The organism is Paenibacillus sp. Soil522, from assembly GCF_001428245.1.
In the GTDB taxonomy this organism is placed as follows: Bacteria; Bacillota; Bacilli; order Paenibacillales; family Paenibacillaceae; genus Pristimantibacillus.
The window spans coordinates 4452-20668 of sequence record NZ_LMRV01000042.1 but is presented as its reverse complement, the minus strand read 5'-3'; the positions used below and the strand labels follow the sequence as shown (position 1 = coordinate 20668).

Annotated in this window: 12 protein-coding genes and 2 pseudogenes; 6 read left to right on the top strand and 8 right to left on the bottom strand. The window is 44.3% G+C overall.

Annotated features, from left to right (window positions below; all coding sequences use genetic code 11):
* Positions 1-12 precede the first annotated feature (12 nt).
* The 6 genes from ASG81_RS13195 to ASG81_RS32775 all read left to right on the top strand — a co-directional run bounded on the left by ASG81_RS13195 (position 13) and on the right by ASG81_RS32775 (position 5378).
* The gene (locus ASG81_RS13195) at positions 13-2571 is read left to right on the top strand and encodes a DUF5696 domain-containing protein (protein WP_056634598.1); all 2559 of its coding nucleotides are present in this window, start codon (positions 13-15) and stop codon (positions 2569-2571) included.
* Positions 2568-3479, top strand: a complete 912-nt coding sequence (locus ASG81_RS13190) for a carbohydrate ABC transporter permease (protein ID WP_056634595.1) — start codon at positions 2568-2570, stop codon at positions 3477-3479. Before ASG81_RS13195 ends, ASG81_RS13190 begins: the two co-directional genes overlap by 4 nt.
* Before the next feature lie 13 nt (positions 3480-3492).
* On the top strand, positions 3493-4437 hold the full coding sequence (locus ASG81_RS13185; protein ID WP_056634592.1) for a carbohydrate ABC transporter permease: 945 nt from the start codon (positions 3493-3495) through the stop codon (positions 4435-4437).
* A gap of 421 nt (positions 4438-4858) precedes the next feature.
* A complete protein-coding gene (locus ASG81_RS13175; protein ID WP_056634586.1) occupies positions 4859-5041 on the top strand; it encodes a hypothetical protein in 183 nt (60 codons plus the stop codon).
* A 47-nt stretch (positions 5042-5088) separates the two neighbouring features.
* Entirely contained in the window at positions 5089-5313 is a 225-nt protein-coding gene (locus tag ASG81_RS32780; protein WP_056634583.1) for a hypothetical protein, read from the top strand.
* On the top strand, positions 5274-5378 hold the full coding sequence (locus ASG81_RS32775) for a hypothetical protein (protein WP_235548860.1): 105 nt from the start codon (positions 5274-5276) through the stop codon (positions 5376-5378). The genes ASG81_RS32780 and ASG81_RS32775 overlap by 40 nt, the downstream gene beginning before the upstream one ends.
* 972 nt (positions 5379-6350) lie before the next feature.
* Here the strand turns inward: ASG81_RS32775 and ASG81_RS33965 are convergent.
* The 8 genes and pseudogenes from ASG81_RS33965 to ASG81_RS13120 form a co-directional block, all read right to left on the bottom strand.
* Positions 6351-7777 (bottom strand): annotated as a pseudogene (locus ASG81_RS33965) (cellulase family glycosylhydrolase); the annotation flags it as partial.
* Between the two features lies 1 nt (position 7778).
* Positions 7779-8646: glycoside hydrolase family 5 protein (locus ASG81_RS33960; protein WP_442952873.1), on the bottom strand; the 868-nt coding region annotated here is incomplete at its 3' end.
* A gap of 547 nt (positions 8647-9193) precedes the next feature.
* Positions 9194-10249, bottom strand: coding sequence for an alpha/beta hydrolase (locus tag ASG81_RS13150; RefSeq protein ID WP_056634571.1), 1056 nt, complete (start codon positions 10247-10249; stop codon positions 9194-9196).
* 242 nt (positions 10250-10491) lie between these two features.
* Positions 10492-10659, bottom strand: a pseudogene (locus ASG81_RS32770) (endo-1,4-beta-xylanase); the annotation flags it as partial.
* 446 nt (positions 10660-11105) lie between these two features.
* On the bottom strand, positions 11106-12635 hold the full coding sequence (locus ASG81_RS13140) for a response regulator transcription factor (protein ID WP_056634564.1): 1530 nt from the start codon (positions 12633-12635) through the stop codon (positions 11106-11108).
* A 1448-nt stretch (positions 12636-14083) separates the two neighbouring features.
* Positions 14084-14734 (bottom strand): HAD family hydrolase, encoded by a 651-nt coding sequence (locus tag ASG81_RS13130; RefSeq protein WP_056634558.1) that lies wholly within the window; start codon positions 14732-14734, stop codon positions 14084-14086.
* A gap of 112 nt (positions 14735-14846) precedes the next feature.
* Entirely contained in the window at positions 14847-15368 is a 522-nt protein-coding gene (locus ASG81_RS13125) for a GrpB family protein (RefSeq protein ID WP_056634556.1), read from the bottom strand.
* A 150-nt stretch (positions 15369-15518) separates the two neighbouring features.
* A complete protein-coding gene (locus ASG81_RS13120) occupies positions 15519-15971 on the bottom strand; it encodes a DMP19 family protein (protein WP_056634553.1) in 453 nt (150 codons plus the stop codon).
* Positions 15972-16217: the final 246 nt, after the last annotated feature.

Sequence of the window (16217 nt, the reverse complement as noted above, 5' to 3'; positions counted from 1 at the left end):
GCATGCGCAGCCATGAAAGTAATAAGAAATGTCCTGTTGACTTCGTTGTTTCTAATCGGAATGATGACAGCTGGTTGTGCGGGCTCCGGTTCTGACAAACAAACGGAGGCAAATCTCTCTGTTGCAACAGATTTTATCAAGGGAACGGCTTTGGCCGTTTCCTTCACGGATCCTCGAGTCGCTGATATGAAAGGTGTTGCAGAAAACAATCGTCTGCAATTATTCGCAGATGATCAGTCGGGAGTTATTGCCGTTCTCGATAAAGATAGCGGAGAAGTATGGTACAGCAACCCGCCGGAGCGAGAATCCGATAAACTGGCGACAGGGATCAACAAGGATTTATTATCCGCTCAATTGAAACTCGATTTCCATAACACGTTCGGCCAGCTTAGCTCGGTCAACACCTACACGGATAGCGTCATTCATAAGCAAGTCAGATTCGAAAGCATTCCTGACGGCATCAGAGTGACTTATCAATTCGGAACGGACGAGAAAACGGCTGAAGATATTCCAAGCAAGCTGACTAAAGCGCGTTTAGAGGAACTTAAGGGGAAAGTGGATAAAACAGGACAGCGCGCGCTGACAATTGCCTATAATGAAGATACTGACCCTTCTGTGTATGTGCGCAATGAATCTCTGGCCGGGATTCAACTGACACGGACGCTCCAGGCATTTGAAGATGCCGGTTATACGGATGAAGATTTCCAGAAGGATCTCGAGGCGCTTCAGTTGGAGCAAACCAAACCCGAACCGCGTATATTCCTTGCTTCGATCGAGTATACCTTGGATGACGATAGCCTCGTGGTTAAAGTGCCGGCTTCCGGCATTCATTACTCAGATGAATATCCGATAAGCACGGTATCGGTTCTTGGTTTCTTCGGCGCAGAAGGAGAGGGGACAGAAGGTTCCTTATTTGTACCGGACGGATCCGGGGCGCTAATTCATTTCAACAATGGCAAAATCAATTATTCGTCATACGAACAAAGTATTTATGGATCCGATCTAACGATGGAGAGTGTCAAAGGCGGCGTCTGGGAAGAAAAAGCCAGATTGCCGGTATTCGGAATGATTCGCAGAGACGGAGCCTTTCTCGGAATTATTGAAGAAGGCGAGTCAGTTGCAAGCGTAAATGCAGATGTAAGCGGCAGACTGAATGGCTATAACTATATTTATCCAAGCTTTTATGTGGTCAATAAGGACCAGGTCTCCCTGGATGCGAACGGACAGGAACGCTCCTTGCCCAGGTATCAAGAGAATCCGACAAAATCGGACTTTACGATCCGGTACGCTTTTCTGAACGGGGAAGATGCTACTTATTCCGGAATGGCACAGTATTATCAACAGTATTTGATCAAAACACATGGACTTCCCGAACAGAAGTCGGCAAGCCATTCATATTCCGGAGGGGATGTGCCGTTTTATTTGCAGCTGATCGGAAGCATCGCCAAAAATAAGCATGCGGCGGGAATTCCCTATAAGGCTCTCGAACCTCTGACAACCTTTGAACAGGCAGAGAATATCGTAAATCAGGTGCAGAAGCGAAATATTCGCAATATTAAACTTCAGTATTCGGGATGGTTTAATAAAGGACTTGATCATCAGGTTCCGGATCATGTATCGGTCGATGGGGCTGTAGGAGGGAGCAAAGCGTTTCGGGAATTTATCTCCTTCGCTCGGGACAAGAACTTTTCCTTTTTCCCAGACCTCCACATCGCAGAGACGCGTACAAGCGACGGCTTCGATGTATCCAAGGAAGCTTCCAGAACATTAAGGGGAGATCCTGCCGTGATCTATCCGATTGAACCGGTCTTGAATCAGCGCGACCGCAGCAAAGCCCCGTCCTATGTTGTATCACCGCGCTATATTTTAAAGGTTGTGGATTCCATGCTGAAGGATCTGGACAGCTATAGTCTTGAAGGGATATCGCTGCAGGATTTGGGCAACCGGTTGAATACCGACTATCGGACAAACCATCAGATCGACCGAACGGAGTCTGAAACGATTTCGAACCAGGCGCTGACCAAAATTAGCGAACGGAAGCTCGAGATTATAGCAAATGGCGGCAACGCCTATACGTTTCCCTACATTACGGATATTACGAATGCGCCGATGACAAATAGCGGGTTCAAGATTGAAGACGAAGAAATTCCATTCTATCAAATGGTCGTCCGCGGATTTATCGACTATACGGGCACGCCTTATAATCTGTCTACCTTCACCGATATGAACGAGTATATATTGAAGTGTCTGGAATATGGCTCCGGCGTTTACTTCAAATGGATTCATGAACCGAATTATAAAGTAAAGGATACAGACTACGACTACTTGTACGCCGTTAATTACGAGCAGTGGTTGGACCAGGCTGCACAGATCTATGAGAATGTGAATGAAGTCTTGGGCAAAGTGCAGAACCAAAAGATGATTTCGCACGAGAAGTTAAGCGACGGCGTCTTCAAAACCGTTTATGAGAACGGTATTTATGTCATTGTGAACTACAACCGATCAATGGTACAGGCGGATGGCATAAACGTCGAAGCCGGAGGCTATGTAATGGGTGGTGTACAAAAATGAAATCCATACTAAAACCTCGCCTGTTGAAAAGGTCTTACGCGGAAAATAAGGCACTATGGGGTTTTCTTTACGTTTTGCCATGGCTGCTTGGATTTATTCTCTTCTTCTTTGTACCCTTGTTAAGTTCATTGCGATTCAGCTTCAGCTCGGTAACGGCCAATTCGGACGGAATAATAGTTAAATACATTGGATTCAAAAATTACGTGGAAGCCTTAACGATAAACACAAGCTTCAACCGTATTTTGACCGAGTCGATCGTGAACATCGTAGTCAATATTCCGCTTATCGTCATTTTCAGTTTATTCCTGGCGGTGTTGCTGAATCAGAAATTCATCGGTAGATCCGCTGCCCGGGCGATCTTCTTCCTTCCCGTTATTCTGGCATCCGGCGTTATTATGAATCTGGAGAGCACTAGCCTGGTGCAAGCGATAGGCGATGCAAGTTCGGGGGCAAAGGTCGTTCGTTCGTTACAGAGCTTTGAATTGGAGAAGCTGATGCTGCAAGCCGGGGTTAGCGAATGGATCGTCAATTACCTCACAGGTTCCGTTGACCGTATCTATCAGATTGTCAGCCAATCGGGCGTTCAGATTCTGATCTTCCTCGCGGGAATCCAGACCATCTCGCCGCAGCTGTATGAAGCCTCCAAGATGGAAGGGGCAACCGGCTATGAGGCCTTCTGGAAGATTACGTTCCCGATGGTCAGTCCGCTTATTCTAGTCAATGTGATTTATACCATTGTAGATTCGGTCTCCAGCAACGAAATAACGGACTTGATTCTGGACACCGGTTTTTCCGCTTTTAATTTCGGTCTTAGCTCGGCGATGGCAACGATCTATTTTCTGGCCGTTGCTCTGATCTTGCTGGTAAGCACCTATCTGATTTCGAGGAAAGTTTTTTATTATGATTAGGGGGGATGTACGAGTGCGCAATTCCCGATTGTTATCGGTAGAATCCTGGAAAAGGTGGATTTGGTCATTCGTCCGTCTTGTATTGATTGTAGGGTTGTCGTTTTTGATTTTGTATCCGATCTTGCAAAAAATCTCGACAGCGTTTAAAGATAAGGAGGATCTATATTCGCCGATCGTGGTGTGGGTTCCCTTACATTTTACTTGGGATAATTTCAAGCAAGCGATCACGATTATGGATTACTGGGAAACGTTGGTCAATACCTTTGCGCTGTCGATCTCTACTACCATCCTTACCGCGATAACTTGCGCTTTGGCGGGTTATGGATTTGCACGGCTGAAATTCAAAGGAAGTAATCTGCTGTTTGCCGGAGTCATTCTGACCATATTGGTTCCGTCTTCGACGATTCTCATTCCCCTTTATCTCAATCTGAAGGATTTTACGCTGATGGGGCTGATTCCTTTACTTACAGGCAAATCCGCCAATCTGCTGAATACCTACTGGCCGTTCTTATTGACAGCCTTGACAGCCAACTCGCTGAAGGCGGGACTTTATATTTTTATATTCAGACAATTTTTCCGGGGAATCCCCAAAGAGGTCGAGGAAGCCGCATATATCGATGGCGCAGGGGTCGGGACGACGTTTTCCCGAATTATGCTCCCGAACGCGATCCCAGCGATCATTACGGTGCTGCTCTTTTCGTTCGTATGGCAATGGAACGATAGCTTCTTTACGACAACGTATCTGGCTTCAGGCAAGGTCATGTCCGTGCAGTTGGCTGCCCTGCCATACAACCTAAACAGTCTTATAAGCGGAGGCTCCTCCCAGTCAGATCCTTTCTATTTGAGCATGGTGCAGGATACAGGCATTCTGTTGGCTATTCTGCCGCTTATCATTATTTATTTCTTTGTGCAGCGGTACTTCGTTGAAGGGATCGAGCGCACAGGCATTGTCGGCTAAGCGGCCAAACGCAAACCGATCGATTACCAGGTAATGACACCCGGTATCGATCGGTTTTTTGCTTTCGTAAAACAACGGCCGCATCGGAGGCGTGCCCTTCTCATGCGCTTCTTCCATCACTCCGTAATAATGGACGAATTGAAAGAACCTCGCCTGCAAGATTTCGAGTTCTTTCTTTATCTGGAACGCATCCCGCGAACAAAAAAATTGCTCGGCGAATATCCTCATTCATTGCAATCCTATGCGACTTGCTCGGACGAACTTTCTTTATCAAAGTTGGGAGAAGCTTAGGTTCACTTTACTTTCTTTCCAATATTTATACGCTCTGTATTTTGTTCGGAAGCTTCCTTAATATTAGCAACAATAGGGTTTAACGATGTCTATATCGTGTTATTTTATGGCTATAAAATTAAGGTTTATAATGGTGGAGCAAGCAGCCGCAGCTTATACGAATCAAACCGGCGATACCAATATTTCGGTTATGAAGTTTGACGTTCAATTGTGGGAAGACGGCTTCGGTGCAGATTGGCATCCGTCGGAGGCAACCCATACCAAAGCTGCAGCCAAGCTGATTGCCAATATAAAACAGGTGATGAATTGGTAGTTTCGGCAGTTTCCATGCAGTTGGTGTTATGGAATGGATGAGAGGGAATGGCATTCAATGAACGGGATTACACATGGTACGTACATCTGCATACTTATGATTATGGTCTTCTGAAGGAGCTCATGATCAATGATTTTGCATATTTCGAGAAAGAACCCAGGCCGGCTTACAAGCCGCTCGTGCTCGAGGTAGAAAAGGAGGAAGACCGCCATTGGATAAGAGCAAAGTTGAAATGGCGGTGCTTCTGTATGACAGTCGGAAATATACCATAAAAGAAATAACCGAGCAGACCGGTGTGTCTAAAGCAAAGCTATATCAAGTTCTCAAGAACTCCTAATGTCTGATTTAGATCCATGCTCTTCGGTACTAATTACAGAAGCGCTCGTCAGTTATAGCTTCAACCATATTCGAACGTTCAATTGTCCATACTAAGGACATATACTCTATATTGAAGATGAGCTACTTAGTATGATTGCTACCAAACCGTATAAAAAATGGAGTTCGGAAGACAAAAAAAAAATTTGGTAAAGACATAATTTCTTATGCTAAAGAAGCAGGCTTGCCATTAAAAAGGAAACTACAGAAGAAGAAATAAGAGCCATCCACTAAAGGATTGGCTCTTTTTTCGTGAACGGATCTCGGACGGAATTCGGACGGAATGTCTGTAAAATTCCCGCCTGCAGGAATATACTTCATGCATTCCTTGGTTTCCGGATCAGGCTTCRAGTAATCCTGTTGATTCGGCAAACTCCATAGCAGATATTTCAATTTCTCTCTTACCGTTACATGGTTGCTCTTCTTATGATTCGGACTAGGCAGGCAGCTGAGTATTGCGACATCTATCGGCAGTTGATGGATGAACAAGYCGTACGAGATATGGCCACGATCCAGCAGAAGAACACCATTGGCGAGTAYCACTTTTGGACACAAGWATCTGTTGTCTTTTCCATGCTGGACTACACATAATATAGACATTTTACCTGAAATACCTCCGAACCATTCCGGTCGGAGGTATCCAGTTCCTGAAGATNATCTGTTGTCTTTTCCATGCTGGACTACACATAATATAGACATTTTACCTGAAATACCTCCGAACCATTCCGGTCGGAGGTATCCAGTTCCTGAAGATGCTTATTTATTTTCCTGACTGATCATGGGGAACCGTAACGGTGACATCTGCTTCCGTAACATTCCCTGCTTGATCTATCGCTTTATAAGTTATTGTATAAACTAGAGGCTCTTTACCTTTTGCTTTTTTGGCCAACAGCTTGAATTCCGTATCGAATGTGCCGAAATCGGCTTCTTGTANCCGTTACATTCACGTCGATGAGTATCAGGATACGAACCGGGCTCAATAGCTTGATCTATCGCTTTATAAGTTATTGTATAAACTAGAGGCTCTTTACCTTTTGCTTTTTTGGCCAACAGCTTGAATTCCGTATCGAATGTGCCGAAATCGGCTTCTTGTACCATGGATTCATAGCTGCCAACGGCTATGCTCGGCGTAATGGACAGCAATTCCACCTGAGACAGCTCAACATCYGTTTCAACAGTTGCCGTTACTTTAACCAGCTTGTTGTTGGCCGGCCACAATGTTTCCTTATCCAGTACGACATTCAGGGTTGGGGCAACCGTATTAATTCTCAAGCTTCTGTACGCCCACTCCGACCAGGCGCCCCGATTATCCTTCGCACGAACCCTGATCGACCAATCTCCGTCCGCCAATCCATTCAAGGTGTATGAACCGGATGCGCCCGCCAGTTCGCCGCTGTCCRCATCAACCGTCTCCCAACCGTTGCTGGAAGCTTGAACCTGATAGGCGGCTTGAACATCCGCATCGTCGGCSTCAAGGAACGTCCAGTCAATCGTATCGAATGTGCCGAAATCGGCTTCTTGTACCATGGATTCATAGCTGCCAACGGCTATGCTCGGCGTAATGGACAGCAATTCCACCTGAGACAGCTCAACATCYGTTTCAACAGTTGCCGTTACTTTAACCAGCTTGTTGTTGGCCGGCCACAATGTTTCCTTATCCAGGACAGCATTCAGAACAGGAGCAACCGTATCCATGGTCAGGCTTCTGTACGCCCACTCCGACCAGGCGCCCCGATTATCCTTCGCACGAACCCTGATCGACCAATCTCCRTCCGCCAATCCATTCAAGGTGTATGAACCGGATGCGCCCGCCAGTTCGCCGCTGTCCRCATCAACCGTCTCCCAACCGTTGCTGGAAGCTTGAACCTGATAGGCGGCTTGAACATCCGCATCGTCGGCSTCAAGGAACGTCCAGTCAATYTGCGGACTATTCAGATTGATTGCCTGKCCATCCTGATACGAGGTGATCGAGGCGGTTGGAGCCKAATTCGCCTTGACAGCCATAAGCTGCTCAAGCAGCACCTTATCATTCATTTCARAKATATCTCGGTTGTAATGTAGATTTGTAACATCCCATAAAACCGGGGTAATTCCTCGGGAATATGCGGCACTGTTCACCGACGTAAGATAGAGCCGTATCATTTCTTGCGTCTTATTTTTTGTAGCTACACCAAACTCCCCCATGATAACGGGGATACCWTTGTCGATGAAACGTGTTTTCACCATATCCATGAGCCTGTTTAGCTCGGCGAAGTCTTCATCTGTTCCCCACTCCGTACGCGCTGTTCCCCAACTCACATCCTCTTCTATGAGGGCGAATGTTACAGGAGTGTAATAATGGACCGATACTGCACAGCGATTNGTATCATTTCTTGCGTCTTATTTTTTGTAGCTACACCAAACTCCCCCATGATAACGGGGATACCTTTGTCGATGAAACGTGTTTTCACCATATCCATGAGCCTGTTTAGCTCGGCGAAGTCTTCATCCGTTCCCCACTCCGTACGCGCTGTTCCCCAACTCACATCCTCTTCTATGAGGGCGAATGTTACAGGAGTGTAATAATGGACCGATACTGCACAGCGATTTTGAGGATCGTTTGGCAGCTTATAGAGTTCATCAACGGTCTTCTCAAAATCGGTTACATAACCGCCWACCAACAGRTGKCGYYGTTCATTGTTGCCTCCAGAACCACGTACAATATCTACAAATGTCTGATTGATCTCGTTTAGCAACGCATAGGCTTCTTCCCTGCCGCCGACTTTGRCTTCGGTACCGCTGTGAAAGTCATATAAATCAGGCCATATGCCTTCTTCATTGAAAGACTCRAACATCAGATGATCGTCATAGTTTTTAAAAGCTTCTGTCAGTTGTGTCCATATGCGTGTATATTTGTACATAGWTTCTTCTTTTTCTGACGGAAATTTCTCAAACCAGCCGCCGTCCCAATGAAGATTCAGAATAACATACATACCGCTATCCAGTGCCCAATCCACAACTTCTTTTGCCCGGGCCAGATAGCTAGGATTGATCGTGTAATCCTCGCCCATCATATTTGACCAYGCTACGGGAATTCGAAGGACGCCAAAACCTTCGTTTGCATAACCTTTAATCATTTCCTCCGTAATAACGGGACTGCCCCAGGCCGTTTCATAATTTGTAACACTGGTGCCATTAATCCAGCTGCCTGTGGCTTCAAGCGTGTTGCCCAAATTAATGCCGATTCCCATTTCTTTGACAAGCTCCATTGTTGTGATCTCTCGCATTTCGGCCGYWGCTTCGCTTCCGGTCGAATCCGCTGCGAATGCCTTATCGGGGATCGCCGTCAACGAAGAGCCCATGCTTACTGTCAACGCGGCGGCCATCAGCAGAAGTGAAGCGGACTTACATAAGGAAATGATTGATTTGGTGAATCCACGCGACTTTTTACTTGTTTTCATCAACTAGTCTCCTTTATTAATTTTTCTTTGAAAGCGTATACATTTCTGCTTTCTGATTGATTATAAGTCATCGTTGGACTATTTACCTTCATATTCAGGCCATAGAATAGCACGATAAAGACATGAAAAAACGGCGTATTTTTAAGCAACTCCCATTCAATACCATGCCAAGAAAGCCGAGGCAATAGCAGANTGACTTACATAAGGAAATGATTGATTTGGTGAATCCACGCGACTTTTTACTTGTTTTCATCAACTAGTCTCCTTTATTAATTTTTCTTTGAAAGCGTATACACATCTGCTTTCTGATTGATTATAAGTCATCGTTTGACCTGGATTAGACTTCGAGTTCGCTCTTCGCCCCTCCTTTCCCAAGTGACAGACGGGCAAAATGGTACGCGCCGTTGTTCCACACGTTGAAATCATGAACGCCGTCCTTAATAGGGACTTGGTAAAACGCATCGAGATAATCCCCTGCACTGTCCGCGAGCCCGCTGATCGATTGCGCGTAGCAATCGATCGATATGCCGTCGGCATCTCCGCATGTCATATACAGTAATCGAAGCCTGTGTCCACTCATTGCGATGCTCGCTCCCAGATGCTTGCCGTTGCTTGAAGTAGGCGCGTTTGAGAAGGCGCCTACGTAAGCGAAAAGATCGGTCATGCCCCGCGCGGGAACGATCGGCGCAAAGCCGTTGCTCCAGCCATTCTTCGCCCCGGTAATAGCCGCGGAATCGCATCGATAACCGCCAAGGATCAGATTCAATGCCTGCATGCCGCCCATGGATAGACCCGCGATGGCCCTATGCGTACGGTTGTATTCGACGGCTTCCGGAGACGTCTCTCTTATATTCGCATACGTCTTGAATGCGGATTCAATGAACGGGATCAAGTCGTATCTCAGCTCATAATCGAAATAGTAGAACCCCAGCATGTTGGTTCCTTCGGTATTGAAAGTACGATCCGTCCAGTCATGTGAGCTTCTTCCATTCGGCATAACGACAATAACCGGTTTAATATCACCGTTCGCTACGAGATTGTCCAACATATTGCACAAGATAGGATTGCCGCCCTCACTCCCGCTGCCGCGTAACCATTCGTATTCGTCTCCGCCTACTCCGTGAAGCAAGTACAACACATTGTAACGGGTATCCGGATCACGCTCGTCGTAACCCGCCGGGAGATAGACGCTGCAGGATTTCATGATCGCCTCTCCACTAACCGTGGCTCTTCCCGCTTCCAGGAAATCGATAGGGCGATCCGTCACGAGTTGCCGCGACAGGTCGATATAATTTTTTACCGGATAAGCAACCTCTCGAACCGAGCCTTGCTTTCCGGTTGTAGCCGCACTCATGTACGCGGCGGGAATTTCCGTTCCCTCTAAGTCCGTCATCGTTCACCCTCACTTCCAATGTTATAGTGCCCGCCTTATATCCGCACCGGCCAGAATAAAGAACCAGCCTTGCGGCCGGTCTTCTCGTGCTGTCATGGCTTCCATTCCGCCCCGTCCGAGGAATAATAGAAAGTCGCCAAATCGACGCTATCCTCGAAATTGAAATGGATTTTCATATAAACGATGCCTCCGTCTATCGTACGGATTCCGCCTTGAGCTACTCCTTTGTTATGGTAGCCTAGTAGCTTGAAAAACTGCCCATATCGTTCCGCCTGGCGTTCCAGCATATCGGCCGTCGGAGAGGTCAGCTCGGTACGTCGGTCTTCATGCGCGAAGACGGATACGTCGAGCTCCGTCATGTGAAGCTTCACGCCGAGGCTGGCATACTTTTCAATCGCGTCCAGCTTCGGCAATTCATTCGTGCGATGTTCCGTCTTCTGCGTTCCCCTCCACTTCATCGTTTCAAGAATGTTCGCCGGACGGACTCCGGCAGTTCCTTCCCATAGTGTAGCGCTTCCATTTGCAGTCAACAACCTGTCGATCGGTGGATGATTGATCTTCATCCTGCTTAGAAAACCATCGTTTGACGGGTTTCAAGTACGCACGATTCGTAATAAGATAAGCAGATTATAGGAATCGATAGGAGGATGCAGATGATTGATCAGGATACTTATCGCGAGATACTCGCCCGATCCCTGCTCAGCAAGCGCCGGCAAAACCACGTTTTTAAAAGCTGGCTTATCCCCTGTATGCAAAAATAGATGATTCCCCTTGCAAGTAATGCCACAAATATGGTCTACCGGCTCGAGCGGCCTGCGTTCTATAGATGGCTTCGCCGTTCTTCTTCATGAAAGCTCTATAGTGCTGACGTGCCACGGTCTTTAGATGATTTTGCCTTGTAATGAGAAGGTTTTTTACCTAAGTTTTTTTTGAACTTCATATGGAAATAGTTAACGTTAGAGATTCCTACACGGGCGGCAACCTCGTGAACCTTGAGACCACACTCAAGCAAGACCTTGGCTTTGCGGATTCGAACTTTATCCAAATAAGTGCGGAATGGGTCGCCTGTGACACTTCTAAACAATTGGCCCAAATAAGCACTGTTATAATGAAACTTCTCTCCAAGAGTTTTCAACTTCAAATTCTCAGAGTAATGACATTCCACAAAGTCCAAAACTTGCGCAATAACCATATCATCCCTGCATTGCGATCCTGACCGATCAAAAATAAGCATCAGTCTATCTTCGATCAACCTCTGCAACGTCTGAAAATTGGGCTGCTTGAAAATGTCAGAAATCAAAGACTCAGTGTCTTGTATATCGAAATATGCTATATTATTCATTTTCAACAGTCTGGTGAGCATGAGCGAAAGCCACTGTGAAGTGGCGGCTTTAATTGCCCGCTCAGTTCCATAGTATTGTGCGATCGAAAGCAGACCTTCCTCAAGCACGCGACGAAGTAATGATCGACTTCCTAAATCGATAGCGTAATACAATTTTTCAGATAAAATGCCGATATCAGGCGCCTCCTGCGGCAGAATATTAGCGCTGCGCTCGATAATTCTCGTTTCCCCTCGGTACAGAAATTCATTCTTTAATAAATTTACAGCCTCGTAGTAAGATTTCCCGATATCGACGATCGATTCGACAGCTTCTCCCACGACTGCAATAAATTGTCCATTTTCCAATGCAAGCGTTTTCAAAATTTCACAATACAAGCCTGTAGCATCGAGATTATTTAACCTCGTTTCACGTAAAACTACTCCTACTGTTGAGTCATGGATGAATACAACACCCTCTTCACGATCTTCAAAATGTCTCATTAGTTTCAGCTTAATGGCTTCGAGTACAACACGACTATTACAGTCTGGCGAATACAGCTTTAGAAGCAGCACCCGATACAACTGCCAATTAAGTGATTGAAGGGAGGCAGGCAGATTGGCTTGTTCATTAACCAAAAGCAACGATATCATTCGCCCCCACTTTGATTCTCCTGCCGATCGCTCAGATTTCTTTTGCATTAGCTTCCCGATTCGCATCAATTCCGTCTCGATTTCGTTTACATCTACGGGTTTCAATATATAGGCGTTGACCCCCCATGAAATCGCAGTCTTGGCGTATGAGAAATCTGCATGACCGCTTACGATGATAAATTGACAATCCGAATCAAGCTTTCGAATTTCTTCAATCAACTGAAAGCCATTTATATCAGGCAAACAAATATCAATGACCATAAGATCAGGCCGTAAATCCGTATACAACAATAAAGCCTCTCTTCCATTGCTTGCTTCACCAATTACTTCAAAGCCGTGACTTTTCCAATCGACCATCACTAGCAATTCCTGACGTATTAGCTTTTCATCATCAACGAGAATGACCTTACCCATAGGAATCCCCCTTAATCGGAATAAAAAAGCAAACTTCCGTCCTCACCTTGAATTAGTAATATTTTATGACGTTGCGGCACGGATGCCTCCCTTACAATATTTTGCAGCAATCTCACTATTGCTGATTATATAGCACTGTTTATTATTACACCTTGATTTTCAAGTCATGGAATAGCATGATACAGACATCCGTCTTCATGATTGACGAATATGGCCTACAGACTGCATCGGTAAGCTTTAGGTGCCAGCCACATGATGAGCGTTCAGTACATCGGTCTCAACACAGTATCCGGAATTTTTGGCAGGAGTCGGAGATTAGAGTGATTACAATCATAGCTAACAGATCCGTTCTACCTTAATGCGTAGGAACAGCAATCAAAGTTGTATTGCCATCAGCTCTAGTCATCGCAGGCCTTGAACAAAATTTGTCGCCTCGGAAGGAGCAAGCCAAACGTAGTTGCTTGAATCTCCTGCTGGTCGATATTTGAATTATGCGCCGAACCATCATCTGGACGAAGCCCGTATTTATAGAGTTCCGTATTACCTAAACTATATCGATTCGGAGAGAAAGTTTGAGGAAGATTGAGGTTAAACATTGCATACCGATGTGAGTATTGCGCGGATCGATGCTGGCGGAGCAGTACCTATAATCCTTTATGTAAAATCCATTAGATGTTCGAACCCTGTATGTATCATTTAATCCTCGCAGCCAGTACAAACATTCATCCCATTCTCCGATATCATAGTGTTCGCTCAAGCAATATTCCAAATATTTTGGATCTAGGACTGAACGTAAGGCAGTCGGTTGAGTATACATCATGTTACCCCTTTTTTTAATCTTAATCATATTACAGTTCTCATCCCATAAACAGGAAAAATTTTAGGTTATTTCTACGTTAAACTGCCAGTTAGCGTATCGGAGTTTTCAGTAAATAAATTATCTTATGTACCGAAAAAACCAGCCCCCTTAAAGAGAGCCCTGCAAAACGAATACAGTTTCTGTAAAATGGAGCCCAGTGCCCTCCCCTTAAACGGCTGGTTTACGCTGTTTTCATTTAACTATCGTACCCGTTAGCTCAACAAATCATCGTGCAGGCTCGAAGACACTGATCAGTAAGGAAACTCCGCCCCATAATAAAAAGTTAATTGAGAAGGCGAACTCAAAATCATCATCGAATCGTATAATTCTAAAAGTAATAAACATTAGGATTATTCCAGTCAAATAAAAAAGCAATAGTGTCAGAGCGGAAATATTCAGTATTCGTTTAATTTTATGTGTATTCATTAGTTCACCTCGCTCGCATTCTTTACATGATCGGTTCTCTCTGATGGTCCTATCCAAACTAAACTGCCAGTTACTTCAATGGAAACGGCAGCTGATCGTACGACCAGCTGCCGTAATGTCGTGATTGAACTATCGTCTCCCGTTAGCGGAACAACGAAGATTATTAAAATTGTTTCTGTAATTCCTTTATATTGAGTTCATTAAAATTAAAGAATAACATGTCGGAACCCTCCATGTTTTCTTTTACATGGCTCAATCCCTTAAACCCAAGACACTTCATGCCAGCTTTCTTAGCAGCAATTTTTCCATTTTCTGAGTCTTCAATTACCAAACATTCAGCTGGTTCAATAGCAAGTTTTTGGCTCGCCAAAAGAAATATCTGAGGATCGGGTTTAGATGCCACTACTTCTTCGTCACAAACGATTACATCAAAAAGTGTGTTAAGCTCAAATAGATGAATAACAGCATCCATTCTTTTTTTAGATGCGCTAGTCGCTAAAGCGGTCTTTACCTGGTTACTTTTGATATCATATAGAAATTCTTTTACTCCTGGGATAGGTTCCATTGATTTATAGAGTTCTATTTCCCTGTCTTGATTGTAGCTCTTGATCAAAAAAGAAATATCATGTGGTAGGTTGTATTGTTCTTTTACTTTTGTCCAAAACTGCCTCGAACTAAGACTTCCCCAGGTCTTGATCTCCTTAATAGTTAAGTTGCAACCAAATGTATTAGCTGTTTCACATAAAAGCTGATAGGCAACTGAGTGAGAGTCAATAATGACCCCATCCATATCAAAAATGACCGCTTTAATCATATATTTCTCCTCTCGTTATAAGGCGGCGTTAATGTAACGGAGACCGTCGGTGATCCCGACAGCCTCGGTCTTAGATGTATTTATTAAACAAACGTACCCACTCAATAACATATTAATTATTTTCTTGGTTATTACTGAACCAAGATAGTGCAAGTTCTTCCATTTCCCTAACAAATGTTTTTTTTGCTGGGCTATATTCACTTGTGTTTTCGAAACGTTCAGCTAATTCTTCCTTAAATCGACTGTATCTTGCGACTTCTTCAGGATGACATCTCAAATAATCTCTAAATATTAGATGCCGTTCAATTTGTGGGTTATCTGTTTGATAAAAATGAATGTGGTGAGTCCTTTCTTCACCACCTTTTCGGAATAACCTTCTTCCAGGGATACCCCAATCTCCAGCTACATCATATCCGAGCAAATTCATTTTATCGTTATATAAATCGACCTTGCTAATGTCTTTTACAATACACATCATATCAATTACAGGCTTAGCTTTTAAGCCTAGTATTGAAGTACTTCCAAAATGCTCGAAACATACGATTTCATCCGTAAATATAGTTCTTAGAAAATCAGCTTCATCTTGGTAAAGTCTTACCCAATTTTCATTAAAATTGCTTAGTCTGACCTTCATAGAACACCCTCCTACTAACTCCAAATTGTAATTAAATTGCACATTTTATTAAGCAGTCCTGCCCGTTAGTTGAGAAGACGGCAGCCACTTCACCGGCTGCCGTCTCTTCGTGCTTATTGAGCTATCGTACCCGTTAGGTTAATAGCGTCTTCAAATCAATTCTACAAAATACTCTTTATTTGCTTGAAAATACTTTTCTAATAACTCGGTTACTGTCGGTTCACTTTCGTAATATTGAATATCGAATCGTTCATACGCTCCCTCTCTTGATGCCATGACAAATTCCAAAACGGTATTTATAGTTTTTCTAATTTTAGACGAATACTGTTGATTGGCTTCGCCCAAAATATCAGCTTGTTTAGATGCACCTAAAGACTTGAGAGCCTTTATTGTTTCGTAAACTCTCTCCGTACCTTTATTTTCAAAATACTGAATATGCCCCCCGTTCTGCACCTCTGAATCATACCAGAAGCATAGATGGGCAACCCTTTGTATCTGATTGAGGTCCTCATACTCCTCCATTGCTATCAAATCAATAAAAGCATTCCACTCTTCATAAGGTGATTCAACAAGCAATTTTTTGCTGATTGTCCTTAATTTCATTGATACCCACCTATCTTGTAAGCTTGATTGGTTTAATTTTACCACTTCATATTGTCTTTGTTCTGTATTCTATTGGAACTATCCTGCTAGTTAGCTTAATAGAAAGAGCAGGCCATCGCTGCACCTGCTCATCCATGTGAACTATCGTACCCGTTAGTTGAATAACGACAAAATCATTCATCAACACTTTGACGACAATTTCCACTTATTTCAATAAAATCTGTGCTTCATCTTTTACCTAATTAT